A 26,583-nucleotide genomic window follows, 5' to 3' on the forward strand; every position below is an offset into this window, starting at 1 on the left:
ACGCCATGTCATTGATTAGCTTGGCTCTAGCAAGATACGGGCCGATGGCAGGACGCTGGAATCAGGCGGGGTGGCACGCTAAAAGTGCACGCGTCGTGCGCGAAAATGGGGCAAAAGCACTCAGTATCGAGGGCGCATCTGTAACTAATGGCGCAACGCGTACCTGCAGTGGAATCACTTCCTGCTGATCACGCCTTTTGCACCCGCTCAGACTGAAATCTCCTAACACCACTGGAGATTCATCATGCCTCGTCAACTGACCAGCTCCGAAGCAAGAACCTATCGTGCAGCACGCTGGGCTGCACTGCGCTCCCTCAACTACACCATCGGCCAACTGAATGCGGGCAATGCCGCCGTCGCTCAGGTCTGGATGGGTGTCAACCACCCTATGGACCTGCGCGAGCTGGCACGGCGCCTAGGCATTATCCATGCGGCGCTGGCCGGTATTCATCAAGCTCAGATCGTTTTTGACGACAGCACAAACTCACACACCAATTGGTACGCCGAGGTCAATGTGAACCTGCGCGGCGCCGCACACTCCATCACACTGGCACAGCCCTTCTTCGACGCTTCAACGTACGGTAATGACTCGCGCGCCAGCACCTTGATTCATGAAGTCAGTCATTTCCGCGATGTGCTGGACACCGACGACAACGCTGACGGGCGCGCCGCCTGCCTGCGATTGGTGCAGCAGGCGCAGCAACATGACGGTGATCTCAACAGCGTCATCACCAATGCCGATAGCTGGGCGTACCTAGTAGAAGACAGCTATTGAGCTATTACTGATGCTGCAAGGCAAAAAGCCTGTTTTCGAACAGGCTTTTTCATCACCCAGGAAAAGGAGTTGATCATGGACCGTCGTTTTTTGACCGCCGCTTCACTGGCCGCACTTTATTTGTTAGCCACCCCCGCGCACGCATTGAACACTGAAGAAGTTGAACCCCAAACGCTGAAAGACTATGCCATCACATTGAATGCCAGTGCTGGTAACTTTCAGTGGCAGCAATTATGGAAAACCACGCGCACGGCTGGATACTTTAGCGAGCAATCGTCCACTCACTTCACCGCGCCGATGAAGCAAGTTCCCGATCTCGTATCCACCGTACTTAGCAGCGCAACCAGTGTTAAGCCCTTCGCCTCCACTCGCGCAACCTACCGCTATGACTTCGCGGAAAAAGTGGGCCAGGTCAACAAGGTCACCGTCACCGCACTATGCGTCGATGTGGACTGGCGTTCCCTCCCCAACGGAACCGCCGTTGATGATACAGAGAAGATGAAGACGGTCAGTTTATTGCTGGCCAAACCCTGCCCATGATGCAAACAGCCACCCGAGGCAATCTCGGGTGGCTGTATCTTTACCGTTACAACGCACTCGCCAACAAATCCGCTTCCTTGCAACGGCGGGTGGAATAGCGGTCACCAAAATTGCGCAAATTACTTTCTGCGGCCTTCCAGTCCCCCGCCACCACTTGCGCCCAGAACTTTGGAGTGCGAATGGCGAGGTTGCCATATTGGAAGGCAACTGAAGCGATCACCGTCTGCATCGGTGCCGGCAATGCATCAAACGGGCGCCCGGCAGCTTTGCTGTAGTCGCTGCTCAAGCGTGCGATAAAGGGCGCCTTGTAAGCCTCGTCAATCCTGCATGCATCGTCTGCGCTGACGTTCAGCGGCAGCGTTTGCAAGCGCGCTACGGCCTTCGCACCGATCAGGCCAAGGTAAGGTGCAAGTCGCTCAGCAAGGTCTTTGGGCAGCATATCCAGATTTTTCTGCTGCCCCAGATCAAAGCCTGTGCCTATGGTGACCCCGCTCCTGCTGTGTTCCGGGTCCGGCACATAACCGCGTGTGGCCGGCCCACCTTCGAGCCTGGCAATAAATGCCATATCAATCGAATGACTGGACATGGGTAGTTCCCTCTTGGTTTAGGAAACTCAAGTCCATCACTCAGGCGGGATCATCTTCAGAAGGTAAAACTTCCCTACTTTCATAGGTAAAGTTTCCTACTTATTGTCGGCGTTCATTACTTCCTAAGCTCTGACCAGCTCTCACGCCAAGGAGGTAAGACCGATGGAACCGATCGACCTGGGACACATTGATGTCCACCAACTCCCCCACTCCCTTCAGGTGTTGGTTGCCTGTATCGGTTTGGAAGATGCTTTCCGCCTGACGTGCGTGTATGGCGGCCGCCCTAAATACATTCCAAAACAGGTTCAACGCACTTCGTTGGCGCTGATCTTGTCAACGGAATCACTACAAGCGCTGATCAATGATTTCGCGGGTATTGCTTTGGAAATACCGAAGTCCGACCATTTTTTTCGGCAGATCCGTAATCAACATATTCAAATGGGTATTTCCAACGGTGTATCGCGAAGTGTATTGGCCGAAAAGTATGGGTTGAGCCTGCGGCAGATCGCCAATATCCGGCGCCAGGAAACTTGTCTTCATCGGTAATTACTTCCTACTGAATCAGAAAGTTCAGCATGGATAGATTGAAGTTGCGCACTTTCGCGCACTCACGATAAGGAAATTAGACATGGCAGATATTGATAAAGGTCTCATTGGAGGCGTGATAGCCGCCCTTCCTCTGGACAAGATGATCACTGGCCCGCTGATGGCAATGATTCAGGCACAAGTCGCTGCGAGCAAAGCCTATGCGGACTTCCTCATGGGCGTGTGCATCCAGGACGGCAAGGCCGTTTCGGTGCAGTTCGACTACGACGAAACCCTGGTTGATGAACAAGGTGTCTACAAGGGCACAGTCAGCAAGTCCATGCGCATTCCGCTGCTGGCCGCCATCAGCCACCCCAACATCACCATCCAAGAAGGCAGCATCGAGTTCGAGCTGACCATCACCCAGATGGCCGAGGACAAAAGCTCCACTGATGTTTCCGGTGGCTTTGACGCCAAAATGGGCTGGGGCCCGTTCAGCGTGACCGTGAAAGGCTCCGCCAGCCACAAGTCCAGCCAGACCCGCAAGACCGACACCCGCGCACGCTACGAAATCAAGACCAAAATCGTGCGTCAGGACCCACCGGAAGCGCTGATGCGCGTCATCGACTTCCTCACCGATGCAGCGACCAAACCGGTCATGCTGCCAAACGCCACTGCAACCAGCCCGACGGAACTGCCAAAAGCAGGGGTACTGCCTTTGCCTGACGCCAAGCCTGCGGAAAAAACCAAGTAACGCCAACCGCCCCGCCTCACGGCGGGGCAACCCACTCGACCTGAAAGGAATCCACCATGGCATTTTTCTCACGCCCCAAGGAACCCATGTCGGCCAGTGACTTGAGCCACATCACCCGCGGGTTGCACCAGGCAGCAGCGGCCACGCACAACCTGATCGCCCAGCAATACATCGCCTTGTTCGACCAATTCTTCGATTACAACGTTGAAGACCTGGGCACGCCGATGAAGGCCAAGATGGTCGATATCGCCCTGACCGAGGGCCATACCATCACCGTACCGCTGATCGCACTGGTGGCCCCCAAGGGTTTGGCGCTGCACAAAATGGATGTAGACCTGTCGGTAAAGATGCACAGCACCGAAGTGCAGAAGGCCAGCCACGACTTGGAAAATGGCGACCTGCAGAGTGAGAAGTTTTTTGTGACCTTCGGCACCACCAAGCGCGAAGGCCAGGAGCGTGATCCCGACGAAGTGCAGATCCGCATCGAATTCAAGGCCTGCGAACCACCGGAGGCGATCAACCGCATCATCGAGGAATACACCAACCTGATCAGCCCACTGGCTCACGCCCCCGCCAAACCGCCCACTGCCGAACAGGAGCCTTCAGACTTCGCGCCCTGACGGCAATCCTGAGGGCTTATTTGCCCATCTTGTACCGGTCAAAATTGTTGATGTGATCATCCAGATTATCCTCAAGCATCATCCGGTACTGATCGCAGAAATACTTCAACATCGCCTCCCGCGCCTCGGCCATTTCCGCGCCGGACTTGAAGTTGCGCGCACTGGCCCAGGCATTGAAGCGGGTGGTGCCAAACATCATCGAGGCGCTGACCTGGCCGAGGTTTTCCTCAGCCTTGAGCTGCTCGTTGGACAGTTCGATGTGCGCATCTGCGCGGTCGTAAAAAGCTTGGTCGGTGGCATCTGCCATTGCGGGAATCCTTATTGAATAACGGTCTGTCAGGCCAGCAGCGCGGTGATCCAGCGGGCCTGTTGGGCGATCTCTTGTAGCGTCGCCTCGGGCACCGCCTGGCGCGCCTGTTCAAGGCTGGCAAGGGTCTTCTGTTTCTGGCGCAGCATGCGTTGCCACTTGGCCAAAAATGCCGGGCTGCGCGCCTGCATTTGCAGTGGGCCAAAGTACAGTTGCTCGGCACTGTACTGCACCGGCTCGCTGCGCTCAGCGACGATGATTTCGTAGTAGAAACGGTTTTCGTGCAGCAACTCTTCAGTGAGGATGGCGTAGCCGTTGTCCATCAACCATTGGCGCAACGGTTGCTCGCCGCCGTTGGGTTGCAGGATCAGGCGCTCCTGGCCACTGAGGTACGCCTTGCCGCTGTCGAGGATATCGCGGATGGTCTCGCCGCCCATGCCGCAGATGCTGATTGCACTGATGCGGTCTTGCGCTTCGATGGCCGCCAAGCCGTTGGCCAGGCGCACCGTGACGTGCTGCTCCAGGCCGTTGTCACGCACCGTGCGTAGGGCCGCATGAAACGGCGTGGTCGCCACCTCACCGGCCACCGCCGCGCTGATCGCGCCCCGGCGCAGCAAGGCCACCGGCAAGTAGCCGTGATCGGAGCCAATATCGGCCAGGCGCGCGCCCAGAGGCACGTTTGCCGCCACGCGCTCCAGGCGCGCGGATAAAGTGTGTTCGTTCAACTGCCCTACTCTCCCGAAAAACGATCGCGGCTATTGGTCAAGTGCAGCACCATCGCGGCGCGTGCAGCGTCCGGGTCCTGGCGCTTGATCGCGTTGAAGATCGCCTCATGCTCCAGGTGCGCCAGTTGCCCCAATTGGGCGAAGTCCGCGCCACCCCGTTCGGCGGCCTTGACCTGAGTGCGCGGAATCATCGCAGTTCCCAGGTGCAGCATGATTTCGCTGAAGAAAGTATTGCCGGTGGCTTCGGCGATCAATTGGTGGAAGCGTTTGTCTGCTTCCACGCAACTGTCGTTGTTGGCCAGGGAGGCCTGGTAGTCGCTCAGCACTTCGCGCATTCGCGCCAATTGCGCGTCGCTGCGGCGTTGGGCGGCCAGCGCCACGGCCTGCACCTCCAGGCCCAGGCGCAACTCCAGCATGCTGCGCACGCTGGCGAGCGTGTCCACATGCAGGCGCAGCCCGGACTGCGCTTGCGGCGCCAGCACAAAGGTGCCGATGCCGTGGCGCGTCTCCACCAACCCCGACGCCTGCAACTTGGACAGTGCCTCGCGCACCACGGTGCGGCTGACACCATGCTCGGCCACGATGGTGGATTCGGACGGCAATTTTTCACCGGGCTGCAACTGCCCGAGCAGGATGCGCTGGGTCAGCACTTCAACCACACCTTGGGCGAGGTTGCTGGAGCGTTTACGCACAGGAGGCGCGCTTTCAATGGGCATCGTGACGGGTCCACGGGGTTGGGCTGGGAGGGAGCTTAACACCCTGCCCGGAGGTGACGCTGGGTTGATTGAAAAAGCGACCTACTTGTATGACAACCAACCTTAAAACCTGTCATGCCGATTTTCAGACCCATCACTTACTCGCGAATCGCCAACCTGCTGAAAATCAAAAAAACCCAGTAAAAACAACGTAAATAACCAAAACAAGCAATCATCTTCTGGCCTTATAAGAACAAATCGCCTACCACCGCATTGCAGACCGCAGAAAACCACTTGTATGATGTCTATCAACAAGGCACCCAAACCCGCATAAAAATAATCAGGGGGAGTTTTGAATTGTGAACAATTCAAACCATGCATCTGCCGCACCAGACAATGATTCCACCCTCACGCGTGCCGTGAGCAAAGTGAAGAGCCATGTGCTCCCACTGTTCGTGATCATGTTCATCCTCAACTACATCGACCGGGTCAATATCGGCTTTGTGCGCACGCACATGGAACACGACCTGGGCATCGGCGCGGCGGCGTACGGTTTCGGCGCCGGGCTATTCTTCATTGGCTACGCGCTCTTCGAAGTGCCTTCCAATATGCTGCTGCAAAAGGTCGGTGCACGGATCTGGCTGACCCGCATCATGTTCACCTGGGGCATCGTCGCCACGCTGATGGCGTTCATCCAGAACGAAACCCACTTCTACATCCTGCGCTTCCTGCTGGGCGTGGCCGAGGCGGGTTTCTTCCCCGGCGTGATCTATTACTTCACCCGCTGGCTGCCCGCTGCCGAGCGCGGCAAGGCCATCGCGATTTTCCTCAGCGGCTCGGCGGTTGCGTCGCTGATTTCCGGGCCGTTGTCGGGGGCGCTGTTGCAGATCGAGGGCTTCGGCTTTCACGGCTGGCAGTGGATGTTTGCCATCGAAGGTTTGGCCTCTGTGGCGCTGGGGTTCTTTGTGTGGTTCTGGCTGGACTCCAAGCCCCACGACGCCAAATGGATGACCCGCGAGGAACAGGACGCGCTGGTCAACGCCATCGACCGCGAACAACGCGAGCGTGAGGCGCTGATCACGGTCAAACCGACCATCGGCAAGCTGCTCAAGGATCGCCAGATCCTGCTGTTCTGCGCCCTGTACTTCTGCATCCAACTGACGATCTACGCCGCCACGTTCTGGCTGCCGAGCATCATCAAGAAGATGGGCGACTTGAGTGATGTGCAGGTGGGGTTCTTCAACTCGATCCCGTGGCTGATCTCGATCATCGCCATGTACGCCTTCGCATCGCTGTCGGGCAAGTTCAAGTTCCAGCAGGCCTGGGTTGCGGCGGCGTTGTTGATTGCGGCGGCAGGCATGTTCATGTCCACCACTGGCGGGCCGGTGTTTGCCTTTGTGGCGATCTGCTTTGCGGCCATCGGTTTCAAGTCGGCGTCGTCGCTGTTCTGGCCGATCCCCCAGGGCTACCTGGATGTGCGCATCGCGGCGGCGGTGATCGCGCTGATCAATTCCATCGGCAACCTCGGCGGTTTTGTCGCGCCGACCACCTTTGGTTTCCTGGAACAAACCACCGGCTCGATCCAGGGCGGCCTCTACGGCCTGGCCGGCACTTCGGTGCTTGCCGCGATCCTGGTGTTTTTTGCCAAGACTTCGCCCTCTGCCGTGCTGGCGGCGCCAAGCGCCGTGCCCACCGGCGCTGCCATCAGCAAACCTCTCTGAGCCCAATTAGGAACCTGCCATGAACACGCCAGTAGTCACACACTTTCAAGTCATTCCCGTCGCCGGCCACGACAGCATGCTGCTCAATCTCAGCGGCGCCCACGGCCCGTATTTCACGCGCAATATCGTCATTCTCAAGGACAGCAGCGGCCACACCGGCGTCGGCGAAGTGCCCGGCGGCGAACGTATCCGCGAAACCCTGGAAGACGCGCGCAGCCTGGTGATCGGCCAACCCATCGGCCAGTACCAGCGCATCCTCAACCAGATGCGCAGCACCTTTGCCTCGCGGGACTCGGCCGGGCGCGGCCTGCAGACCTTTGACCTGCGCATCACCATTCATGCCGTCACCGCCATGGAGGCGGCGTTGCTCGACCTGCTGGGGCAGTTCCTCGAAGTGCCCGTGGCCGCTTTGCTCGGCGAAGGGCAGCAGCGCGATGCGGTCAAAATGCTCGGCTACCTGTTCTACGTCGGCGACCGCAACGCCACCGACCTGGCCTACCGCAACGAAGCGGATGCCGATGACGACTGGTTCCGCCTGCGCCACGAACAGGCGCTGACCAGCGACGCCGTGGTGCGCCTGGCCGAAGCCGCCAAGGCCAAGTACGGCTTCAACGACTTCAAACTCAAAGGGGGTGTATTGAGCGGCGACGCCGAAATCGAAGCCGTCACCGCCCTGGCCGAACGCTTCCCCGATGCGCGCATCACCCTCGACCCGAACGGTGCCTGGTCATTGAAAGAAGCCATCCGCCTGTGCCGCGATCAGCACCATGTACTCGCTTACGCCGAAGACCCATGCGGTGCGGAGAACGGTTATTCCGGCCGCGAAGTCATGGCCGAATTCCGCCGTGCCACCGGCCTGAAAACCGCCACCAACATGATCGCCACCGACTGGCGCGAGATGGGCCACGCGATCCAACTGCAATCGGTGGACATCCCACTGGCTGACCCACACTTTTGGACGATGCAGGGCTCGGTACGCGTCGCGCAGATGTGCCATGAGTGGGGCCTGACCTGGGGCTCGCACTCCAACAACCATTTCGATATTTCCCTGGCGATGTTCACCCAGGTCGCCGCCGCCGCGCCGGGCGACATCACCGCCATCGACACCCACTGGATCTGGCAGGACGGCCAGCGCCTGACCCGCGAACCGTTGAAAATCGAAGGGGGTTACGTGCAGATGCCGAGCAAGCCCGGGCTGGGGGTCGACATCGACATGGACGCCGTGGCCAAGGCGCACGAGCTGTACAAAGGCATGGGCCTCGGTGCGCGAGATGACAGCGTGGCGATGCAGTTTCTGATTCCGGGGTGGACGTTCAACAACAAGCAGCCGTGCCTGGTGCGATGAGCTAGAGAACAGAGATCAAAAATGTGGGAGCGGGCTTGCTCGCGAATGCGGTGGGCCAGTCACCTGATGAGTTGGCTGATCCAGCGCCTTCGCGAGCAAGCCCGCTCCCACATTTCGATCGCGTCGCTCTGAAGTCAGGGCTTGCGGGTGACGACGGGCGCTTTCTTGATCGCAATCGGCTGCACGGTAAGCTCAACGCCCAACGCCAACATCAGCTTCTGGATCGTCTCATAGCGCGTTTTCGAGCCGCCTTTGAGCGTCTTGTACAGGCTCTCCCGATTAACTCCCGCCGCCTCGGCCACCTTGTTCACCCCCTGGGCCTTGGCGACTTCGGCGAGTGCCTTCATCAGTATCTGCGGGTCCTGGGACTTCATGCTTTGTGCCAGATAAGCACTGATCACTTCCGGGCTGTCCAGGAAGCGCGAGGCTTCGTAGACGCTGGTGCCGGAGGTATCCAGATCGAGGATCGGCATGTCCTCGGGTTTGAATGTCGATTCGCTCATTTCATTGACCTCTCAGGGCATCGAGGATCTCTTTTGCCCGTTTGATTCCTCGTTTTTGGTCGGTTTTATCGCTGCCCCACACCATCAGGTAGGCCGTGATTCCCGTGCGCACAAAGTAGATTCTGTAGCCGGGCCCGACAAACACGCGCATCTCACTCAGCCCTTCGCCTGCCGGCTCGCAATCGCCGAAGTTGTTTTCTTCGGCGCGGTCCAGCCGGGTGAGCACCGCCGTTTTTCCGCAAACATCCCGCATACCGTCGAGCCATGTATCAAACTCCGGCGTCCTGCCGATCAGGTTAGTCACACAATCACCTGTAGCCTACTGGCTACTCCTTGCCAATGCTAGTGGATTTTTAAGTCTGGTGCGCTCCAGATAAAAAACCCTAGTCCAGCGCCCGCAGGAGCGGCCTGGCAATTCTATGAGCGCGTGTTTCTCTGGTGAATCAGGTGACATCTCCCACCATTGATCTTCACACCCGCGCGCCCCTCGCTTTGCGTAGAATGCGACGCCTCGTCATCAGGACCGTCTCAACCCAGGAGGGGTAACGCATGCAACCCGACACCACGATCAAAAAACTCCAGCTCAAGGACCAACTGCGCAGCGAGCCTTCCAAGGCCTGGGCGCCGGTAGAACAAGCCCTCGCTTATCTTGCGCTGATGACCCCCATACTGCTGCTTGCCGAGTACTTTGGTATCACCGACACGTTCAAGATGAACTTGCTCGTTGGCGGGGCCATAGGTGCAGTCATAGGCTCGACTTTCAACTTCTTCAGCAGCATGGCACTGTCCCAATGGACCGTGCCCGGCCAGGTCGATCCAGAGGCCGTACGCAGCGCCATGCTCGCCCTGAAATACGTCGAACCACAGCCCGGCGTGTACCAGCCGAAAAGGCCGCTGTTCAGCCTGTTTCATCGCTACCAGTCCGAGCGCATCACCCTGCAAGCCATGGGCGGTAATACGCTCATCAGCGGCCCTTACAAACAGCTGAAACTGCTCTCGGCCTTCATGCTCCCCGACGCGCAATCCCCAGCATCCGATCACACGCCGCCCACAGTGCAAGGCTGATAGGTTGTCGGAGATCAACAGCGCTCAGGACATGAAATTTCGCATCAACTTGAACAAGTTGCCGGGCATGAGCCAGCGCGTGCCTGGCTGGTCAGGGCGGTCCGCGCTGTAGTCCATGACGGTATGATTGGGCGACTCGCGACCAAAGGTCGCCGGCGCCTGATCGTCAGGACGAGCGGCTGGCTCGATCAGCCGGCCGGTTGCTTTGTCCAGCACATAGCCCGCGGCTTTGCCTTCTTCGGTAAGCGTCCAAACGCCATCGACGTTCGTGACATGCGCTTTGAAAGGGGGAAGTTTCACGTTCTTGTGGGTGGTAACCACAACATTGTCGTTGATGCTGATTGACTTGTAGGACGCGAACTTGCGGTCAAGTGAGGTTTGCGTAGTGCCTTCGGCTGAGAACTTGATCACCATCTGCTCAAGAAAAGCCAGATCACTGGTGTTTTGCAGCGCACCGTAACCAGGATCGAGAAAGTGGCGTAGAAAGCCCCGGTCGATAAGCGTGCTGTTGATCGCCGTGCCGTTCAAGATGCGTGAAGCGGTGGCTGCATCCTCTGCCTGGAAGTCTACCGTAACCATGTACCCCTCCAGGTCGTAACCCTTGCCGTTGTTGGCATTCAGGAGCTGGCGGCCATCGTTGTGATGGCGATAGTCAGCCAGTAAACCGGCCACGTTATCGACATTGCGCAAATCTGCACCTTGCTCCTGCGCATACGCGTACATTTGCGACAGTAATTCACGATCATCTCGGGTGAGAAAGTCATAAGCACTTTGACTCATGTTGAGCATGGTCATTGGAGCTTTGGCAACTGGGGGCTCGATGCCGAGAAACAAGCGGGAGACCATGATCTCCCGCCCACTGGCAGATACATCGGCAGTATTTGCAGTGCCAGACGCGGCGGAAGCCTGCAACTCCTTCCACGCGGCGCACCGCTCGTTGATGGTAAAGGAGCCCCCCTCATCGTGGGCAATCAGATTCAACTGGTCGCGCGCGAGGCCTTTGAACGGATTGCTATCAGCGCCGTCGATGAAGCAGGTAGCTTGCCGAGCCCGAGCTAGAAGCTCCGCCCCCTCGGAATCAGATTGTGCTTTGTTGGCGAGATAGGCTTCTGCGGCAAGTGTGTCGCGCCCGTCCTTATGAGTGTCGCGGGCTTTAGCCCGTTCTGCCGCCTCGCTAAGTTGGCGGGCCAGCGTTGACAACGTGCTGATCGTACCAGTGTCGCCCTCGGTGTTTGAGGTATTGCTTTCACCGTCCACAGGCATAACCGATGGCGCGTGGACAGCGCTAGAGGGAACGCTTGCCAAGCGACTGTCCGCTAAAGAAAACCGCGTCACAATAGTATTCATGACCATCCTCCATACCCCACACACACGAGAATTTAAAGCAACTAACTAATAGCTATAGTGATAAGTCACCGAGTCAGTACCGGCGGGATAAGCAAGTCGTGCACCACCATCTTTTACATGATGTTTTATTGTGACCGATGCGCCCCTGCCGAATGGCAGATCATCAAAATCATGCAACGTACCCGACATACTCGGCCAGATTGGCCTGCAATTGTTTTCCAACCCCTGGAAGGGCCGGAAATAGCAAAGTTCTACTTTTTCGTCGAGCGTTTGAGGGTACGACGTTGTTCGCCACTCAATACCCCGCAACTTCATCGATCGCCCGACTGTCGCATCCGGAAAATCCGTATTGCTCAGACCAAAAAAAGATAAACCCGTACCACCAATTGATATCACGGTAATAACATCCGGCGCATCGGTCTTAGTGATCGTCGCGTCCACCGCGTAAACGGCACCGCTGAAGGATAGCAACGCAGCAACCAGAAAACCGACCCGATAGTTACATGGAAAAAACATTAGCCTCTTCATAATTATCACCCTAGCGTCAGGAGTTAATACAAAAGAATCAAACCAATCAACCTGTAAGAACCACGCCACCACTCTTGCACGAATTAACAATCACCAACATCCACCCACTTCCTAAAATAATGAACGACAACTCCGTCATACTTAAAAGTAGGATCACGCCAGAAACTTCCTAGTCCCCTGCCCCCTCTACCAAAACCGCCGATTTCCAGTCATGATCCGCGCCTCACTTTCAAGGACGATAACAACAGTGAAAAACGCCCTCCGCGCCTTGCTCTTGATTGGCCTCACCACACCCGCATTCGCCGACAACGCCCCTATCGGTTTCCAGAACACCACCCTCCCCGACGCGCAGAACAACCGCCCGTTGCAGATGGTCGTCTGGTACCCCGCCAACACCAAAGCCAAACCGGAATTGATCCGCGACGATGCCGTGTTCTACGGCGCCCTCGCCGTACCCGACGCGCCGCCTGCCAGTGGTAAACATCCGCTGGTGGTGATGTCCCATGGCAACGGCGGCAATTGGGGCAACCAGCTGTGGCTGGCCAGTGCGCTGGCCCACAAGGGCTACATCGTTGCGGCGGTCAACCACCCCGGCACCACCAGCAAAGACCGCAGCCCGGAAGCCGCCGCGCAATTGTGGCAGCGGCCCAAGGACCTGAGCCGGGCCATCGATGCGGTGCTCGCGCAGCCGCAGCAGTTTGGCGCAGTCGCCCCGCAGCGGATTGCCGCCATCGGGCACTCCCTCGGTGGCTGGACCGTGCTGGAGCTCGCCGGCGCGCGCTTCGACCCCGCGCTGTTCGCCAAGGATTGCGCGGCCCACGTGCAGCTGTCCGGCTGCATCGCCTATCAGAAGACGAACCCCGACAGCACCCAGATGGCGGCCGACTTGCGCGACAAGCGCGTCACCGCCGTGGTGTCCCTGGACCTGGGCCTGTCACGCGGCATGACCGACGCCAGCCTCGCCGCACTGCCGGTGCCGGTATTGGTGCTGGCGGCAGCGGCGAACGGGCCGGATCTGCCCGCTGAATTGGAGTCTACGGACCTGGCCAAGCGTCTGCCCAAGGCAACGGCACAGTATTTGAAGATCGACGACGCCACCCACTTCAGCTTTATGGCGATCTGCAAACCCACGGGCGAGGCGCTGATCGAAGAAAGCTCGCCCGGTGACGGGATGATTTGTCACGATGCCAAGGGCGCGCGGCCACGGGAAGTGATCCAGCAGCAGGTGGTAGGATTGATCACCGATTTCCTGGCGCGGCCTGCAGCCAAGTAGCAGCGGTTCGGCTTGATCGGCAGGAGGATCCATGGACAAGACCACCACCACGCCCTTCGCCTACCAAGCCGTCTACCGTTACCTCGTCGAGTTGATCGAGACCGCCCCGGCGCAAGGCGTGCACAAGCTGCCATCTCTGCGCCAACTGGCCCAGCGCCTGGGGGTGTCGGTCTCGACCACCAAGTACGCCTATGCATTGCTCGAAGATGAAGGACGCATCTGCGCCAGACCCAAGCAGGGTTATTTCACTCGGTTGATGCCAGTTGTTGCAGTGAATGAACGCTTACCCAACCTGCTTGACCAGGTTTTCGCCAGCGCCCGCCAACCGGGCATGCTGGCCCTGAGCAGCGACGCACCGGCCATGTTGCTGTCGCTGGAAAACCCATTGCTGATGATCGAGCGCGAACTGGCTCGCCACTACCCACGCTCGCCCACCCCGCTCTTCCTGCCGTTCGGTGAAGCCGAATTACGCGCGGCACTGGCCGAACGCTACACCCGTTCCACTGACGACTATTGGCAGGCGGATCAGGTGTACATCGGCGCGGACCTGCACAGTGTACTGGCGTTGTCGTTGCGCGCACTGGACCTGGAAGGCAGCGTGGCGCTGGTGGAATCACCCTGTTCGTGGGCGATCCTGCGCCAGTTGCAGGCGGCCCGGATCCGCGTGATCGAAGTGCCGCTCGACGCCGACGGGCGCTTTGACCTCGGTGCACTGAATGACGTGCTCAACCACGAACCCATCCGCCTGGCCGTACTGTCCTCGACGGTGAACACGCCCCACGGCAGCGTGACACCGGCCCAGGACAAGCAACAGATCTGTCAGTGGCTGGCGCAAAGGGCGATCTGGCTGTTCGAAAACGACACGTACGGCGAGCTGTACTTCGCCGCGCAACCGGCCCGTTACCGCGACTTTGCCGACCCACAGAAGCTGCTGGTGTTCTCCACCTTCGACAAGGTCATCGGTGCGGAAGCGCCCTACGGTTACGTGCTGTGTCGCGGCCACGCGGCGCAGTTGCAGCAGCAGTTCCGGGAGCGGGCATTCCGCCTCTCGCCGAGCCGCCAGAAAGCCATCGCCAAACTGTTCGGCACCCGGCGTTTCGACCTGCATCTACAGGCCCTGCGCGCCCTGCTGATGGAGCACATGACGCGCCTGCGCAGCCTGCTGGATGAACACGGCGCAGGCCAGTTCCACGTGACCTCCCCGCAAGGTGGTGCGTGCTTCTGGCTGGCGGCCACGCACCCAACCGACATGCGCCAAGTGTTCGAACGCCTGCTGGCCCAGCGAATCGTCATCGCCCCGGGGGAGCTGTTCAGCCAGCAAGGTGCCTGGAAACATCACCTGCGCCTGAGCTTCACCCTCGACTGGAGCAAGGATATTGCCCAAGCCGTGCAGCAACTGGCCCAGGCCATCCGTCACAGCCCATAGCAATGCCGCGCCTCGGGGAAACGACCGTGGCGCACGTCGTCGGCATACCGCGCGCAGGCATCGCGGATCACTGCGCCCACGTCGGCGTACTGTTTGACGAAGCGCGGCAAATGCGCACCGCCCAGGCCCAGCACATCTTCAGTGACCAGCACCTGGCCGTCGCAAGCCGGTGAAGCGCCAATGCCAATGGTGGGCATTTTCGAGTCCAGGGTGATCTGCCGGGCCACGCCTTCGGCAACCCCTTCCAGCAGCAGGCTGAAGGCCCCGGCTTGCAGATTTGCGCGCGCATCCTCGGCAATCACCGCGCCGGTCTCGGCCGTGAGGCCCTGGGCCTTGAACCCGCCCATCACGTTGACGAACTGCGGCATCAACCCCACATGCGCCATCACCGGAATGCCGCGTGCCACCAGAAACTCGACGGTGCCCGCCAACGCCTGGTTGGCTTCCAGCTTGACCGCATCGCAACCCGTACGCGCCAGCACCTGGGCGCAATTGCGAAAAGCTTGCTCGTTGGACTCCTGGTAACTGCCAAACGGCATGTCAGCAATGACACAGGCCAGCCGCGTGCTATCGACCACCGCACGGGTGTGGCCGATGATTTCTTCGAGCTGCATGCTCAGGGTCGATGGCCGGCCGTAACCGACCATGGCCGTGGAGTCGCCGATCAGGATGAAGTCCACCAGTGGGTCGATCAGCGTGGCAATGGCGCTGGAATAGGCGGTCAGGGAGACGATTTTCTGCTGGCCCTTCATCGCCACCAGTTGCGGGACGGTCATGCGTTTGGTGCGGGTGTGGATGCTCATCAATGTCTTCCGTTAGCGCTGGATGCTCGGGTATTGCACGGCCCGATTATTGGCGAAACGCGAGGCGATTCAATGCACAGATCGGCGCTAAAAAGCGACCCAGGGAAACGGTCACGGTTTTTTAAACTGGTATCATTCACCCATTCACCCGTCGGATAAAAACCCATGAATCGCCAGAAAAAACTGCAGCAACTGTTCAAGGCCAAAGCAAAGAAGGCCAACGCCAAACTGGCGCCCAAACCCAAAGACAAATACATCAGCAAAGCCGACCGCCTGAAGCTGGCTGAAGAAGCCGCCCCGGCTGCGGAACAGGAGTGACCCAAGCCGCTTGGCACCGCGCCTTGTTATAGGGGGGCGGGGTATGCAATGATCGCCCCCATCATAGGTAGGGGGGGTATATCCATGGGCCACGTATCCGCAAACAAAGACAGCTTGATCAAACGCGTAAAACGCATCGCCGGGCAGATCCAGGCCCTTGAGCGCGAGCTGGAAGCGGACGCCGACTGCGCCAAGACCCTGCACCTGGTCGCCGCCACACGCGGCGCGATCAACGGCCTGATGGAAGAAATCATCGAAGACCATGCCAGGGCGCACGTGGCCGACCCGACCCTCTCCGAGGAAGCGCGCAGCAGGGGCGTCGAAGAGCTGCTTGAAGCCATCCGGCGCTACTCCAAATGAGCCTCGCCAATAGCCATACCCACGAACACGTGTTCCTCGGCTCATCCCACGATGAAAACGCCCGGCGCACCTTGTGGGTCGTGTTGCTGACGGTGGCGATGATGGTGGTGGAAATCGCCGCCGGCGCAATCACCGGCTCCATGGCCCTGCTCGCTGACGGCTTTCACATGGCCACCCATGCGGGTGCGTTGGGTATTGCTGCCGCTGCGTACGCCTATGCCAAACGGCATGCGAACAGTCCGCGCTACAGCTTTGGCACAGGCAAGGTCGGCGACCTCGGTGGCTTTGCCTCGGCGTTGATCCTGGCGTTGGTGTCGCTGGGGATTGGCGTGGAGTCGGTGATGCGCCTGCTCGACCCTGCCGAGGTGCAATTCGGCACCGCCACCTTGATCGCCGTGGTTGGCCTGGTCGTCAATATCGTCAGTGCGCTGCTCTTGGGCCACGGTCATAGCCACGATCACGACCATCACCACGGCCATGACAACAACCTGCGCTCTGCCTACGTCCACGTCATCGCCGACGCACTGACCTCCGTGCTCGCCATTGCCGCGTTGCTGGCCGGGCGCTACTTGGGCTGGGTGTGGCTGGACCCGGTGATGGGCATTGTCGGCGCCATCGTCATTGCGCGCTGGGCCTGGAGCTTGATGGGGGTGACCGCTGGCGTGCTGCTGGACCGCACTGACGAGCACGTCGCCGCCGAGATCCGCGAGCGGGTTGAACAACCTGGCGATGCACGGATCACCGACTTGCACGTCTGGCGTGTCGGGCCAGACGCCCATGCGGCGATTGTCAGCGTGGTGGGCAGTGCGACGACGGATGCCGAGGGCATTCGCGAGCGCCTCAAGCCGGTTCACGAAGTGAGCCACCTCACCGTCGAGTTTCGTGCCGTGTAACCACGGCCACTTCTTCCAACCCCGGGTGAACCCTTGGCTAAAGATATCGAGAATCCCTGCATCTCCACCTGTCAGCTCAGCGGCGATCTTTGCGTCAGCTGCGGGCGCAACAAGGACGACATCCGTAAATGGAAAAAGATGAAACGCCCGGAGAAAATGGCCGCCGTGCAACGGGCGACCCAGCGTTTGAAGGCGCTGAAAAAGGCCAAGTAGCCGTCAGGTACGTCCCACCGAGCCCGACACGGGAAGGTTGCCGAGCAACTTGAGCCCGGTACTTTTCACAAAGGTGTCGTAGTCCATCGGCTTCTGGATGCGGGTTTCGGTGTTGGGCAACACGTATGCCCAGGCGCGCTTGGACGAGGCGTCATACACCAACTTGAACAGCCGTGTCGGCACCCACACCCGGTTGTCGCCGATGGTGCTGTAGCCGGCGTCGAACAGCGGGCCGGTGAACACATACACATCGCCGCCGGCACGCACGGCAAACTTGCGCACATCCGCCTCGACCTTGCTCCAGATCTTGCGGTTGTTGGTAGGGTCTTGCGGCACCATGTTCGACAACGCAAACGACTGGGCCATGGCATTGGCGTTGGGCGCGTCGGCGGCTGGGGATTGGTGGCCACGGTCCACGGCCGGGTGCTGGCTGCGGTAGTCGCTCAACTCGGCGCGGCCACTTTTAGGAATGCGCGGGTCGGCGTAGAACTGGTTGGTACGCTCCTCGCCCTTGGCGTCTTTCAATTGCGCGGCATTCAGGCGTTCAACTACCACCAGCGGGGTCTTGCTGGTTTGCGAATAGAGCACTGCAAAGTGATCGGAGCACAGCGCCAGGGGTTTCATGGCGGCAGGCACCGTGGCGGTGTTGATCGGTTTTGCGGTGGGAAACAGCTCGGCGCAACTGTCGAATGACAGCTGTTTTTGTTGCTGGGTATAGAGGTCTGACTGACTGCGGGCATTCGCCCCGGCGGAAAGCAAAACAAGGGCTGACAGCCCAACGGCAATTTTGCGTAGGTACATGGGTTAAATCTTCAGAAGAGAGTCAAGCGACAGGCTCCGGCGAGCGGAGCCAAGTGGATGATATTGCAGGGATTACTGACTACAGGATGTCAGATTAGTGCCCGACGGCTGCAGGTTTTCCCGCACCCCGCGCTCCCGGCTTGAACCCATGGCTGCGAGCGCCCCAGGCCAGCGCAAATGACAGCGCGATCAGCACCAGCATCGCCCACGGAAACGACGCCGCTCCCCAGGTCTCCAGCAACACCCCGCCGGCCACGCCGCTGGCGGCAATCGCGCTATTCCACGCCACCACATTCAGCGACAGCGCGACGTCAGCGCCCTCTCCCGCCGCGTCGGCCAGGGCGGTTTGCAACAGTGTCGCGGCGCCGCCGAAGCTCAGGCCCCACACGGCGACACCGAGGTAAATCACCAGGGGCAAGTTTCCGACAAAACCAAACACCACGCTGACCCCCGCGAACGTCGCGAGGCTGACTAAAACGGTTTGGCGCAGTAACGGCTCGACCAATCTGGCCGTCAGCCAAATCCCCGCCAACGCGGCCACCCCAAACACCAGCAGCACCCCATCCACTCGCGCCGCCAGGCCTGCTTGCGCCACAAACGGGGCGATGTAGGTGTACAGAATGTTGTGCGCCAGCATCCAACTGATCACCACCGCCAGCACCGGCCGCACGCCCGGCGTGGTCAGCACCTGGCCCAGGGACACACGCTGATGCGCGGCCTGCGGTGGATAGTCCGGGACCTTCACCAACACCCAGACGATCAGCCCCAACGTCAGCGCCGACATCAGGCCGAACGTGGTGCGCCAACCCATCAACCCGCCCAGCCACGTGCCCAGCGGCACACCCAGCGACAATGCGATCGGCGTGCCGACCATCGCCAATGCCAGCGCCCTACCCTGCTGGTGCGGCGCGACCATGCGCCGGGCGTAACCGGCCAACAGGCTCCAGGCCAATCCGGCTGCGACACCGGCAAAAAAACGCGCGACCAGGGTCACGCCAAAGTGGGACGACAGCGCCGTAATGGAGTTGAACAACAGGAAGCCGACGATGGTGAGCAGCAGCACATTACGTCGGCGCCAACCACGGGTCGCAATGGTCATGGGGATCACCGCGAGCACCGAGCCCAGCGCATACGCGGTGACCATCTGCCCAGCCATCGACGGCGAGATCGCCAGGCCCTCGCTGATCAATGGCAGCAGGCCCGCAGGCAAGGTTTCGGTGACGATGCAGATAAAACCGGTCATGGCCAGGGCGAGCAAGGCGCCGATGGGCAGGCGTTCGGATGACGCGGATAAGCTGAGTGAGGGGGTCACGGGAAACTCCTTGGAGGCACTTAAATACTGATCGATACAAATGTTGCAGGCGCCGACAGCACGTTGTCAACGACTTATGTATCGACTAGTATTTATCTCGCTTCCCCACCGGAGACCACAGATGGCACAAATGGGCCGCCCCCGTAACTTCGACCGCGACCACGCCGTGGAACAGGCCATGCACCTGTTCTGGCAACACGGCTACGACGCCACTTCCCTCGCCCAGCTCAAAACCGGCCTGGGTGGCGGCATCTCCGCGCCGAGTTTTTACGCCGCGTTCGGCTCCAAAGAAGCCTTGTTCAACGAATGCGTGCAGCGCTACCTGGCGACCTACGCCCAAGTCACCGAATGCCTGTGGGACGAAACCCTGCTGCCGCGCCAAGCCATCGAGACCGCACTGCGCCAGTCGGCGCGCATGCAGTGTGAAGACGGGCATCCCAAGGGCTGCATGGTGGCGCTTGGTGTCATGAGTGCACCGAGCCCCGAGAATGCGCGGGTGGCGGATGCGCTGACGCAATCCCGGGTGCGCACGCGGGCGGGAATCGTGGCCTGTGTCGAGCGGGCGATCCGCGCAGGGCAATTGCCCGATATGCCGAGCGGCGCAGCGATGGCCGCGGTGTTCGACAGCTTTTTGCAGGGCGTTTCGATCCTCGCGCGCGATAACGTGCCCCATGCCGTCATCGACGCGGCGATTACCCAACTGCTGCTGACGTGGGACGTCGCTGCCTCGGTTGTAGCGCCACGTATCAAGCACTACTGATGGGCTGACAATCCATAAAAAGCCAGCAGGCCCTTTGCCACCTCTATATAGTAACGCTTCGCATTAGCGGATTACCCAAGGAGCGCGCACCCTCTTGAAGACGGTGCGCGTCATCGTTCAGAAGGATCTTTATGCAAGGCTTTACTCTCCTCCCGGCACGCCTGTTCGGCGTGCTGGCCGTGGTCGTTTGCGGGCTGTTCACTGCACACGTGCAGGCCGATGACACCGACCACTCACTCACCATTGAAAAAAACACCCAGTCTTATGTGGTCAACGCCGACGGCAGCTTTGTGCTCGACGTGGAAATGATCGCCAAGGTCAATGAAGAGCGCGCAATCAAATTGCACGCCCAGCGTCCCCTGGCCTTCAACCGCACACTGGAAACCCTGAAGGTCGTCGAGGCCTACACCCAGAAAGCCAGCGGCCGCAAAATCCGCGTGCAACCCAAGCAGATCAAGGAACAGCAGGAGCAGGCTTCGGCGGATGCGCCGATGTTCCAGGATTCGCGGGTCAAAGTGGTGATCTTCCCGGATGTGGCCGTGGGCGACCGCCTGGTCCTGCGGTATCAGCGTCAGCGCAACAAGCCGTTGTTTCCCCAGCAGTTCGAAGACATGAACGCGCCGGACTTCTACCACACCGAGCAGACCAGCTATTCCTACGATATGCCGGCGAACATGCCGCTGTACGCGGACGCCAAAGGCTACAAGGCGTCCACGCCTGCGGCGGCGCCCGGCCGCAAGATCTATCGCTGGGACCTGCAACCCACCGAGAAATCCCGCATAGAGAACGGCGCTGTCGCCTACACCGACTACGGGCAATTCATGGCCGTCTCGACGTTCGCCGACTACACGCAATTTGCCCAAGCCTACGCTGCCCGGGCCCAGGTTGAAGTGACACCCGCCATCACGCAGCTGGCCAAGGAACTCACCGCCCAGCTCGACACGCCCCACAGCAAAGCCCTGGCGCTAAGTGACTGGGTGCGCAAGAACATTCGCTACGTCGCCGTGTACGTCGGCGCCGGCGGCGTGGTGCCACACCCGGCACAGGCCGTACTGGACAACCGCTACGGCGACTGCAAAGACCATGTCGCCCTGCTCGAAGCCCTGCTCAAGGCCGTGGCCATCGAAAGCTCGCCCGCGCTGATCAACTTCGGCAACGCCTACGCCCTGCCAACCGTGCCAACGCTGGGGCTGCTCAACCATGCCATCACCTACGTGCCAAGCCTGGACCTGTACCTGGACTCCACCGCCACACCGCTTGCGGCCGGCTACCTGCCGATCCCGGAACTGGGCAAACCGGTGCTGCTGACCCAGACCGGCGTACTGGAACGCACGCCGATCAGCCAACTGAACAAGGTCGATAACACACTGACATTCAACGTCGCAGACAGCGGTGCCGCCGACTTCAACAACATCTCCACCGTGGAAGGCTGGAGCGCAGAGTTCAATCGTTTCGTATTCAAATCGCTGCCCCCTGCCGACATGAAACAACTGACGCAGAAAATCCTCAGCCTGTACGGCCAGTCCGGTGGTGGCGAGGTCGAAAGCGACTCGCTGGAAGGCAACGCGCCGACCTTCAAGTCTGTGATCAAGGGCCACACCGACAACCTGGTCAACCTCCCTGGACCCACCGGCGTACCGACCCTCTCCAGCCTCGCCGGCGGCATCTCCCAGAACGTGTTTGCGTTTATGGCCGAGAAGGAACGCACCCAGAACTTCACCTGCCTCTCTGGCGAAATCTCGGAGCAGGCCCGCTTCGACTTCCCCAAGACGGTAAACATTCTGGCAGTGCCCAAGGCGGTGTCGCTCAAACAAGGCGGCTTCGATTACCAGGCCACCTACGCCCAGGATGGCAACGGCGTGGTGGTCACCCGCCACTACCAGTTCAACCACACCGACGCGCAATGCAGCCCGCAGGATTTCATTGCGATGAAGCCGGCGATTGAAGGGATGGTCAATGATCTGAAAAGTCAGGTGATTGTGCAGACGTTGTAAGGGCAAGGTTCACGCGCGATAGACGTCGCGCGTGAACGGCCGGGCCAAATCCAAGGCAAAAAAAAGCCTGCATCTCTGCAGGCTTTTCTCTATCTGGCTCCACGACCTGGACTCGAACCAGGGACCCAATGATTAACAGTCATTTGCTCTACCAACTGAGCTATCGCGGAATTCGCCGTATGTTACTGATTAAAAAGAAGAAGTCAAGCTTCTTAAGCCATTAAAGCGGATGAGCGGTCAGAAGTGCCTGCTCTTTGGCCAGATCCAACCAGGCCCGTGCTGCTGGCGGCAGGTGGGCGCTGCCGCGCCAGGCCAGGGCGATGTGCCAGTCGGTGTGGGGCTCGTCCAGGGGGATCAGGGCGATGCCGGCGTGTTGGTGCTTGTGCGCCAACATGCGCGGCAGGAAGGCGACGCCCAGACCTGCAGAGACCAGATCGACGATAAAGTCGATCTGTCCGCTGCGGGCGGCGACGCGTGGGGTCACGCCTTTGCGCTCGCAGGCGGCGAGGATCTTGGCATTCAGGGCGAAGCCGGCCTCGAACAGGATGAACGGTGAGTCGGCAAGATCAGTGAAATCGATGCGGGTGCGTTGTGCCAACGGATGGTCCACCGGCAACACGGCCATCAAGGGTTCGTTGCGCACCGGCTGGTAATCAAAGTCTTCATCCACCGGTAACAGCAGGGCTGCCAGGTCCACCTCCCCCGCTTCCAGGCATTCGCGCAGTTTTTTGCTGCCGTATTCGGTGAGTTCGATTTCGATGTCGGGATAGCGGCGGCGGTAGGTCGCAAACATCGCGGCGAACAGCACGCCGCACCCTACCGGTGGCAAGCCGATGCGCAGCACGCCGCGCTTGAGGCCGCGCAAGTCGTTGATCTCGGCCACCAGGTCGTTGTGTTCGGCGAGCAGCACCAGGGCACGCCGGTAGGTCATTTCACCGGCGGCGGTCAGTTCGTTGCGGTGCCCGAGACGATTGAGCAACGGCATGCCCAGCTCGTCCTCCAGAGTCTTGACCGCCTTACTGACCGTGGATTGGGTCAGGGACACCACCTCAGCCGCCTGGGAGAAACCGCCCTGGCGCACCACTTCGACAAAGGTACGCAGCGTTCTGAGGTTCATCGGTATTCCTTTAGCGACTGGGTTCTAGTTGAAAAAGTTGTTTTTATCATGCCAGAGCTTTGCTTATCGTGAACCCCCTTTGACCTGTGGAGTTTACGCTGATGATCATTTCGTCCGCTTCCGATTACCGTGAAGCCGCCCGACGCAAGCTGCCGCGCTTTCTGTTCGATTACATCGACGGTGGTGCCAACGCTGAGCACACGATGCGCGCCAACGGTTCGGACTTGGCGAATATCAGCCTGCGTCAACGCATTCTGCGCAATGTCGACAACCTGAGCCTCAAGACCACGCTGTTTGGCCAGGAGCTGGCGCTGCCGGTGATCCTCAGCCCTGTCGGCCTGACGGGCATGTATGCGCGTCGCGGTGAGGTGCAAGCGGCCAAGGCGGCGGCGAACAAGGGCATTCCCTTCTGCCTGTCCACGGTGTCGGTGTGCCCGATTGAAGAGGTCGCGTCACAAAGCCCGCAGGCGATCTGGTTCCAACTCTATGTGCTCAAGGACCGCGGCTTCATGCGCAACGCCCTGGAGCGTGCGCAAGCTGCCGGGGTCACCACGCTGGTGTTCACCGTGGACATGCCCACCCCTGGGTCACGCTACCGGGATGCGCATTCGGGCATGTCCGGCCCCTTCGCCGCGTCGCGGCGCATGCTGCAGGCGGTCACCAAGCCACAGTGGGCCTTGGATGTCGGGTTGCTGGGCCGCCCCCATGACTTGGGCAACATCTCCAGGTACCTGGGCAAACCCACCCATCTGGAAGACTACATCGGCTGGCTGGCCAACAACTTCGACCCGTCGATCAGCTGGAACGACTTGGAGTGGATCCGCGATTTCTGGAAGGGCCCGATGATCATCAAGGGCATCCTCGACCCACAGGACGCCAAGGACGCCGTGAGTTTCGGCGCGGATGGCATCGTGGTCTCCAACCATGGCGGCCGGCAACTGGACGGCGTGCTGTCCACCGCCAAGGCGTTGCCGCCGATTGCCGAGGCCGTCGGTGATGACCTGACGGTATTGGTAGACTCGGGCGTACGCTCCGGGCTCGACGTGGTGCGCATGCTCGCCCTCGGGGCCAAGGCGTGCCTGCTGGGACGTTCCACCGTCTACGCACTGGCCGCCGACGGCCAGCACGGGGTGGAAAACCTGCTGGATATCTTCGCCAAGGAAATGCGCGTGGCCATGACATTGACCGGCGTGACCTCAATCGACCAGATCGACCACACGACGTTGGTGGGCCAATAGCCAAATAACCGGCGCCACTCTTTACATTCGCACGGGCGTGCCAATTACAGTCGATTGATTTAAAAGAAGTTTTATAAAAACAAACTATTTGGCATGAATCTCGCTCTAACTCTTTTCAAGCAGGTTAGGCGATGACAAGACGTGTGGCAGTGCCCAGGGGTTATAACCCACTGCAAAGCGGTTTAAACTGTTTCCAATGTTTTACGGAACTGAGGGAACAGTACTACGCATGGCACTCGCCACTCTTATCGAGCCTGTAAGACAGTTAAGTGCTTAGAGGCTGATAGTTTATGAAAACACCGACCCAGACCCACGCAATCGACTTCGACAGTGCCAAGTTGCAACGCCTGGGTTTCGGTCAACCGTCCGTTCTGGCACGCCGCCCCACCACGGTCGCCCAGCTGCGTCAGCAGTTGAGCATGCACTTGCAGACCAGCCTGGAGCCCGAACGCATCCTCGGCCTGTTCTTCCGCGAGATCCAGCGCCTGGTCCCCCTCGACGCCCTCCAGTACCGCCACGAAGCCAGCGACCTGCGCCTGGAGTTCGGCCATCGCGGTCATCATTCGGTGAGCTACGCGTTGAGCCATGAAGGTGAGCACCTGGGTGAGCTGGTGTTCCGCCGCAACCAGCGCTTGCAGGAAGAAGAACTGAGCCAGCTCGAATCCCTGCTGGCCACCCTGCTCTACCCAATGCGCAACGCCCTGCTCTATCGCGCAGCGACCCGCAGCGCCCTGCTCGATCCCCTGACAGAAACCGGTAACCGCATTGCCATGGACCAGACCCTGCAACGGGAAATCGACATGGCACGCCGGCACCTGACCCCGCTGTCACTGCTGATGCTGGACATCGATCACTTCAAGGTCATCAACGATACCCACGGCCATACCGCCGGCGACAGCGTGCTGCGCGCCGTGGCCCAGGCCATCAAGAACCAGTTGCGCAACGTCGATATGGTGTTCAGGTTTGGCGGGGAAGAGTTTCTGATCCTGCTGTCCAACACCGGCCGGGATGCGGCGGCGATGGTCGGCGAGCGCCTGCGCCAGGCGACACAAGCCCAGGATTATTGGGCGGACGGTGAAAGAATCGAATTGACCGTCAGCCTTGGCTGCTCGACCCTGCTGGCCGCAGAATCGGCCGAAAGCCTGTTGCGCCGGGCCGACAGCGCCTTGTACGTGGCCAAGCGCGAAGGTCGCAACCGCTTGGCAATGGCGGGGTAGACCCCGCCATCACGGGTCACATCACGCTTCGCTGGCGACGCGCACCTGGCGCTCACGCACTGGCGCTTTCTCTTTCTCCAGGCGCATGCAGCTTTCCAGGAACAGGTACATGTAGTCGTAGCTCTTGCACACGGCCTGGCGCAGCTCTGCCTGCAAAGCCTTGGTCGGGTTCATGCCGGCCAGGGTGCAGATGATTTCCAGCGCTTCCCACGGGTGGGCGTCATCGTACTGGGCATGCATCTTCAGCCACTTCATGGCGCGCTTGCGCTCTTCCTCGGGGAAGGCGGCCGCGTAGACACCGGTAGAACACACCACGGCGGACCACTCCCCCGTCGCCCCCTCAATGGCGTAGTTGGTCGCGGCCACGGCCACGATCAGCGAGTCGGCTGAGCTGGTGTGCCAGCACCAGTGGCTCAAGGCGTGCAGTTCCGGCGGGACGTTCTGCGCCTGCAACTCCTCGAGGCTGACGCCATGGGCACGGGCCCAATGCACCCAATAATCGGCGTGGTTCAACTCCACGCGAATATTGCGCATCAGCCAACGCCGCGCCATATCCTCCCCAGGATGGCGGGCAAACTTGGTCTTGGTGAGGTTCTGTGCCATGTACAAGGCAAACTGTTCAACCACGGGCCAGCCACCGATCAGGTAGTGACGCAGGGTCTTGGCGCTGAGCGTGTTATCGCGCATGCGCTGGTACAGTTCGTGTTCGACAACGCGACGCTTGCTCTCGCTACAGTCCTGGATCAATTGCTGCGCCCAGGCGGGGTAACTCGAGGCTTCCATTAGCGGGCCGGTTCTGTTGAATGTGTCGATCACTATAA

Annotated in this window: 31 protein-coding genes and 1 tRNA gene; 18 read left to right on the forward strand and 14 right to left on the reverse strand. The window is 60.0% G+C overall.

Features of this window, described 5'->3' with window-relative positions; genetic code table 11:
• Positions 1-244 precede the first annotated feature (244 nt).
• The gene (locus tag DBR46_RS08325) at positions 245-775 is read left to right on the forward strand and encodes a M35 family metallo-endopeptidase (protein ID WP_124525767.1); all 531 of its coding nucleotides are present in this window, start codon (positions 245-247) and stop codon (positions 773-775) included.
• A gap of 75 nt (positions 776-850) precedes the next feature.
• On the forward strand, positions 851-1,315 hold the full coding sequence (locus DBR46_RS08330) for a hypothetical protein (RefSeq protein ID WP_124525768.1): 465 nt from the start codon (positions 851-853) through the stop codon (positions 1,313-1,315).
• A 46-nt stretch (positions 1,316-1,361) separates the two neighbouring features.
• Here DBR46_RS08330 and DBR46_RS08335 read toward each other — a convergent pair whose 3' ends face one another.
• Positions 1,362-1,901 (reverse strand): pesticin C-terminus-like muramidase, encoded by a 540-nt coding sequence (locus DBR46_RS08335; RefSeq protein WP_124525769.1) that lies wholly within the window; start codon positions 1,899-1,901, stop codon positions 1,362-1,364.
• A gap of 163 nt (positions 1,902-2,064) precedes the next feature.
• Between DBR46_RS08335 and DBR46_RS08340 the strand changes: the two genes are divergently transcribed.
• The 3 genes from DBR46_RS08340 (at position 2,065) to DBR46_RS08350 (ending at position 3,801) form a co-directional block, all read left to right on the forward strand.
• Complete coding sequence (locus tag DBR46_RS08340) at positions 2,065-2,448, forward strand: transcriptional regulator (protein ID WP_124525770.1); 384 nt, start codon at positions 2,065-2,067, stop codon at positions 2,446-2,448.
• A gap of 82 nt (positions 2,449-2,530) precedes the next feature.
• A complete protein-coding gene (locus tag DBR46_RS08345) occupies positions 2,531-3,181 on the forward strand; it encodes a DUF2589 domain-containing protein (RefSeq protein ID WP_124525771.1) in 651 nt (216 codons plus the stop codon).
• A 56-nt stretch (positions 3,182-3,237) separates the two neighbouring features.
• A complete protein-coding gene (locus tag DBR46_RS08350; protein WP_124525772.1) occupies positions 3,238-3,801 on the forward strand; it encodes a DUF2589 domain-containing protein in 564 nt (187 codons plus the stop codon).
• Positions 3,802-3,817: 16 nt separating this feature from the next.
• Here the strand turns inward: DBR46_RS08350 and DBR46_RS08355 are convergent, their stop codons facing one another.
• From DBR46_RS08355 to DBR46_RS08365, 3 genes are read right to left on the reverse strand one after another with little or no spacing between them, the layout of a single operon-like run.
• Positions 3,818-4,108 (reverse strand): DUF3144 domain-containing protein, encoded by a 291-nt coding sequence (locus tag DBR46_RS08355; RefSeq protein WP_124525773.1) that lies wholly within the window; start codon positions 4,106-4,108, stop codon positions 3,818-3,820.
• 29 nt (positions 4,109-4,137) lie between these two features.
• The gene (locus DBR46_RS08360) at positions 4,138-4,833 is read right to left on the reverse strand and encodes a tRNA (adenine(22)-N(1))-methyltransferase TrmK (RefSeq protein WP_124525774.1); all 696 of its coding nucleotides are present in this window, start codon (positions 4,831-4,833) and stop codon (positions 4,138-4,140) included.
• Positions 4,834-4,838: 5 nt separating this feature from the next.
• On the reverse strand, positions 4,839-5,549 hold the full coding sequence (locus tag DBR46_RS08365) for a FadR/GntR family transcriptional regulator (protein ID WP_124525775.1): 711 nt from the start codon (positions 5,547-5,549) through the stop codon (positions 4,839-4,841).
• 338 nt (positions 5,550-5,887) lie between these two features.
• Here DBR46_RS08365 and DBR46_RS08370 point away from each other — a divergent pair, with 338 nt between their 5' ends.
• The gene (locus tag DBR46_RS08370; RefSeq protein ID WP_124525776.1) at positions 5,888-7,249 is read left to right on the forward strand and encodes an MFS transporter; all 1,362 of its coding nucleotides are present in this window, start codon (positions 5,888-5,890) and stop codon (positions 7,247-7,249) included.
• 19 nt (positions 7,250-7,268) lie between these two features.
• Positions 7,269-8,594 carry a glucarate dehydratase gene (gene gudD, locus DBR46_RS08375; RefSeq protein WP_124525777.1) on the forward strand — a complete coding sequence of 442 codons (1,326 nt, stop codon included), beginning with the start codon at positions 7,269-7,271 and terminating at the stop codon, positions 8,592-8,594.
• Positions 8,595-8,728: 134 nt separating this feature from the next.
• Here gudD and DBR46_RS08385 read toward each other — a convergent pair whose 3' ends face one another.
• Positions 8,729-9,097: an addiction module antidote protein gene (locus DBR46_RS08385; protein WP_124525778.1), complete on the reverse strand. Its 369-nt coding sequence runs from the start codon at positions 9,095-9,097 to the stop codon at positions 8,729-8,731.
• 1 nt (position 9,098) lies between these two features.
• Positions 9,099-9,401, reverse strand: coding sequence for a type II toxin-antitoxin system RelE/ParE family toxin (locus DBR46_RS08390; protein ID WP_124525779.1), 303 nt, complete (start codon positions 9,399-9,401; stop codon positions 9,099-9,101).
• Between the two features lie 245 nt (positions 9,402-9,646).
• Between DBR46_RS08390 and DBR46_RS08395 the strand changes: the two genes are divergently transcribed.
• Positions 9,647-10,162 (forward strand): hypothetical protein, encoded by a 516-nt coding sequence (locus tag DBR46_RS08395; RefSeq protein WP_124525780.1) that lies wholly within the window; start codon positions 9,647-9,649, stop codon positions 10,160-10,162.
• 24 nt (positions 10,163-10,186) lie between these two features.
• Here the strand turns inward: DBR46_RS08395 and DBR46_RS08400 are convergent, their stop codons facing one another.
• Both DBR46_RS08400 and DBR46_RS08405 read right to left on the reverse strand, forming a co-directional pair.
• Entirely contained in the window at positions 10,187-11,509 is a 1,323-nt protein-coding gene (locus DBR46_RS08400; protein WP_124525781.1) for a hypothetical protein, read from the reverse strand.
• 45 nt (positions 11,510-11,554) lie between these two features.
• The gene (locus DBR46_RS08405; RefSeq protein ID WP_124525782.1) at positions 11,555-12,127 is read right to left on the reverse strand and encodes a hypothetical protein; all 573 of its coding nucleotides are present in this window, start codon (positions 12,125-12,127) and stop codon (positions 11,555-11,557) included.
• Between the two features lie 157 nt (positions 12,128-12,284).
• Here DBR46_RS08405 and DBR46_RS08410 point away from each other — a divergent pair, with 157 nt between their 5' ends.
• Together DBR46_RS08410 and DBR46_RS08415 are read left to right on the forward strand one after the other, a co-directional pair.
• Complete coding sequence (locus DBR46_RS08410; RefSeq protein ID WP_124525783.1) at positions 12,285-13,310, forward strand: alpha/beta fold hydrolase; 1,026 nt, start codon at positions 12,285-12,287, stop codon at positions 13,308-13,310.
• 31 nt (positions 13,311-13,341) lie between these two features.
• On the forward strand, positions 13,342-14,736 hold the full coding sequence (locus tag DBR46_RS08415; RefSeq protein ID WP_124525784.1) for a PLP-dependent aminotransferase family protein: 1,395 nt from the start codon (positions 13,342-13,344) through the stop codon (positions 14,734-14,736).
• On the opposite strand, the gene panB is transcribed toward DBR46_RS08415, so the two are convergent.
• The gene (gene panB / locus DBR46_RS08420) at positions 14,724-15,539 is read right to left on the reverse strand and encodes a 3-methyl-2-oxobutanoate hydroxymethyltransferase (protein ID WP_124525785.1); all 816 of its coding nucleotides are present in this window, start codon (positions 15,537-15,539) and stop codon (positions 14,724-14,726) included. The two genes, DBR46_RS08415 and panB, sit on opposite strands and share 13 nt — an antisense overlap.
• A 165-nt stretch (positions 15,540-15,704) precedes the next feature.
• Between panB and DBR46_RS08425 the strand changes: the two genes are divergently transcribed.
• From DBR46_RS08425 to DBR46_RS08440, 4 genes are all read left to right on the forward strand, one after another.
• Positions 15,705-15,857 carry a DUF2986 domain-containing protein gene (locus DBR46_RS08425; RefSeq protein WP_124525786.1) on the forward strand — a complete coding sequence of 51 codons (153 nt, stop codon included), beginning with the start codon at positions 15,705-15,707 and terminating at the stop codon, positions 15,855-15,857.
• Between the two features lie 84 nt (positions 15,858-15,941).
• Positions 15,942-16,217, forward strand: a complete 276-nt coding sequence (locus DBR46_RS08430; RefSeq protein ID WP_124525787.1) for a metal/formaldehyde-sensitive transcriptional repressor — start codon at positions 15,942-15,944, stop codon at positions 16,215-16,217.
• Positions 16,214-17,110, forward strand: coding sequence for a CDF family Co(II)/Ni(II) efflux transporter DmeF (gene dmeF, locus DBR46_RS08435; protein WP_124525788.1), 897 nt, complete (start codon positions 16,214-16,216; stop codon positions 17,108-17,110). The genes DBR46_RS08430 and dmeF overlap by 4 nt, the downstream gene beginning before the upstream one ends.
• A gap of 33 nt (positions 17,111-17,143) precedes the next feature.
• Complete coding sequence (locus DBR46_RS08440; protein WP_124525789.1) at positions 17,144-17,323, forward strand: DUF1289 domain-containing protein; 180 nt, start codon at positions 17,144-17,146, stop codon at positions 17,321-17,323.
• A 3-nt stretch (positions 17,324-17,326) separates the two neighbouring features.
• On the opposite strand, the gene DBR46_RS08445 is transcribed toward DBR46_RS08440, so the two are convergent.
• The gene (locus DBR46_RS08445) at positions 17,327-18,124 is read right to left on the reverse strand and encodes a DNA/RNA non-specific endonuclease (protein WP_124525790.1); all 798 of its coding nucleotides are present in this window, start codon (positions 18,122-18,124) and stop codon (positions 17,327-17,329) included.
• 94 nt (positions 18,125-18,218) lie between these two features.
• A complete protein-coding gene (locus tag DBR46_RS08450) occupies positions 18,219-19,436 on the reverse strand; it encodes an MFS transporter (protein WP_124525791.1) in 1,218 nt (405 codons plus the stop codon).
• 121 nt (positions 19,437-19,557) lie between these two features.
• Here DBR46_RS08450 and DBR46_RS08455 point away from each other — a divergent pair, with 121 nt between their 5' ends.
• Together DBR46_RS08455 and DBR46_RS08460 are read left to right on the forward strand one after the other, a co-directional pair.
• A complete protein-coding gene (locus tag DBR46_RS08455; RefSeq protein WP_124525792.1) occupies positions 19,558-20,196 on the forward strand; it encodes a TetR/AcrR family transcriptional regulator in 639 nt (212 codons plus the stop codon).
• 131 nt (positions 20,197-20,327) lie between these two features.
• Positions 20,328-22,190, forward strand: coding sequence for a DUF3857 and transglutaminase domain-containing protein (locus DBR46_RS08460; protein WP_124525793.1), 1,863 nt, complete (start codon positions 20,328-20,330; stop codon positions 22,188-22,190).
• A gap of 94 nt (positions 22,191-22,284) precedes the next feature.
• On the opposite strand, the gene DBR46_RS08465 is transcribed toward DBR46_RS08460, so the two are convergent.
• Both DBR46_RS08465 and DBR46_RS08470 read right to left on the reverse strand, forming a co-directional pair.
• Positions 22,285-22,360: transfer RNA gene (locus DBR46_RS08465), tRNA-Asn, on the reverse strand.
• A 50-nt stretch (positions 22,361-22,410) separates the two neighbouring features.
• Positions 22,411-23,307 (reverse strand): LysR family transcriptional regulator, encoded by an 897-nt coding sequence (locus tag DBR46_RS08470; RefSeq protein WP_124525794.1) that lies wholly within the window; start codon positions 23,305-23,307, stop codon positions 22,411-22,413.
• Positions 23,308-23,408: 101 nt separating this feature from the next.
• Between DBR46_RS08470 and lldD the strand changes: the two genes are divergently transcribed.
• Both lldD and DBR46_RS08480 read left to right on the forward strand, forming a co-directional pair.
• Positions 23,409-24,545, forward strand: a complete 1,137-nt coding sequence (gene lldD, locus DBR46_RS08475) for an FMN-dependent L-lactate dehydrogenase LldD (RefSeq protein WP_124525795.1) — start codon at positions 23,409-23,411, stop codon at positions 24,543-24,545.
• Between the two features lie 290 nt (positions 24,546-24,835).
• Complete coding sequence (locus DBR46_RS08480) at positions 24,836-25,762, forward strand: GGDEF domain-containing protein (protein WP_124525796.1); 927 nt, start codon at positions 24,836-24,838, stop codon at positions 25,760-25,762.
• Between the two features lie 21 nt (positions 25,763-25,783).
• On the opposite strand, the gene DBR46_RS08485 is transcribed toward DBR46_RS08480, so the two are convergent.
• Positions 25,784-26,578 carry a TenA family transcriptional regulator gene (locus DBR46_RS08485; RefSeq protein WP_124525797.1) on the reverse strand — a complete coding sequence of 265 codons (795 nt, stop codon included), beginning with the start codon at positions 26,576-26,578 and terminating at the stop codon, positions 25,784-25,786.
• Positions 26,579-26,583: the final 5 nt, after the last annotated feature.

The organism is Pseudomonas sp. KBW05 (assembly GCF_003852405.1).
Taxonomy (GTDB): domain Bacteria; phylum Pseudomonadota; class Gammaproteobacteria; order Pseudomonadales; family Pseudomonadaceae; genus Aquipseudomonas.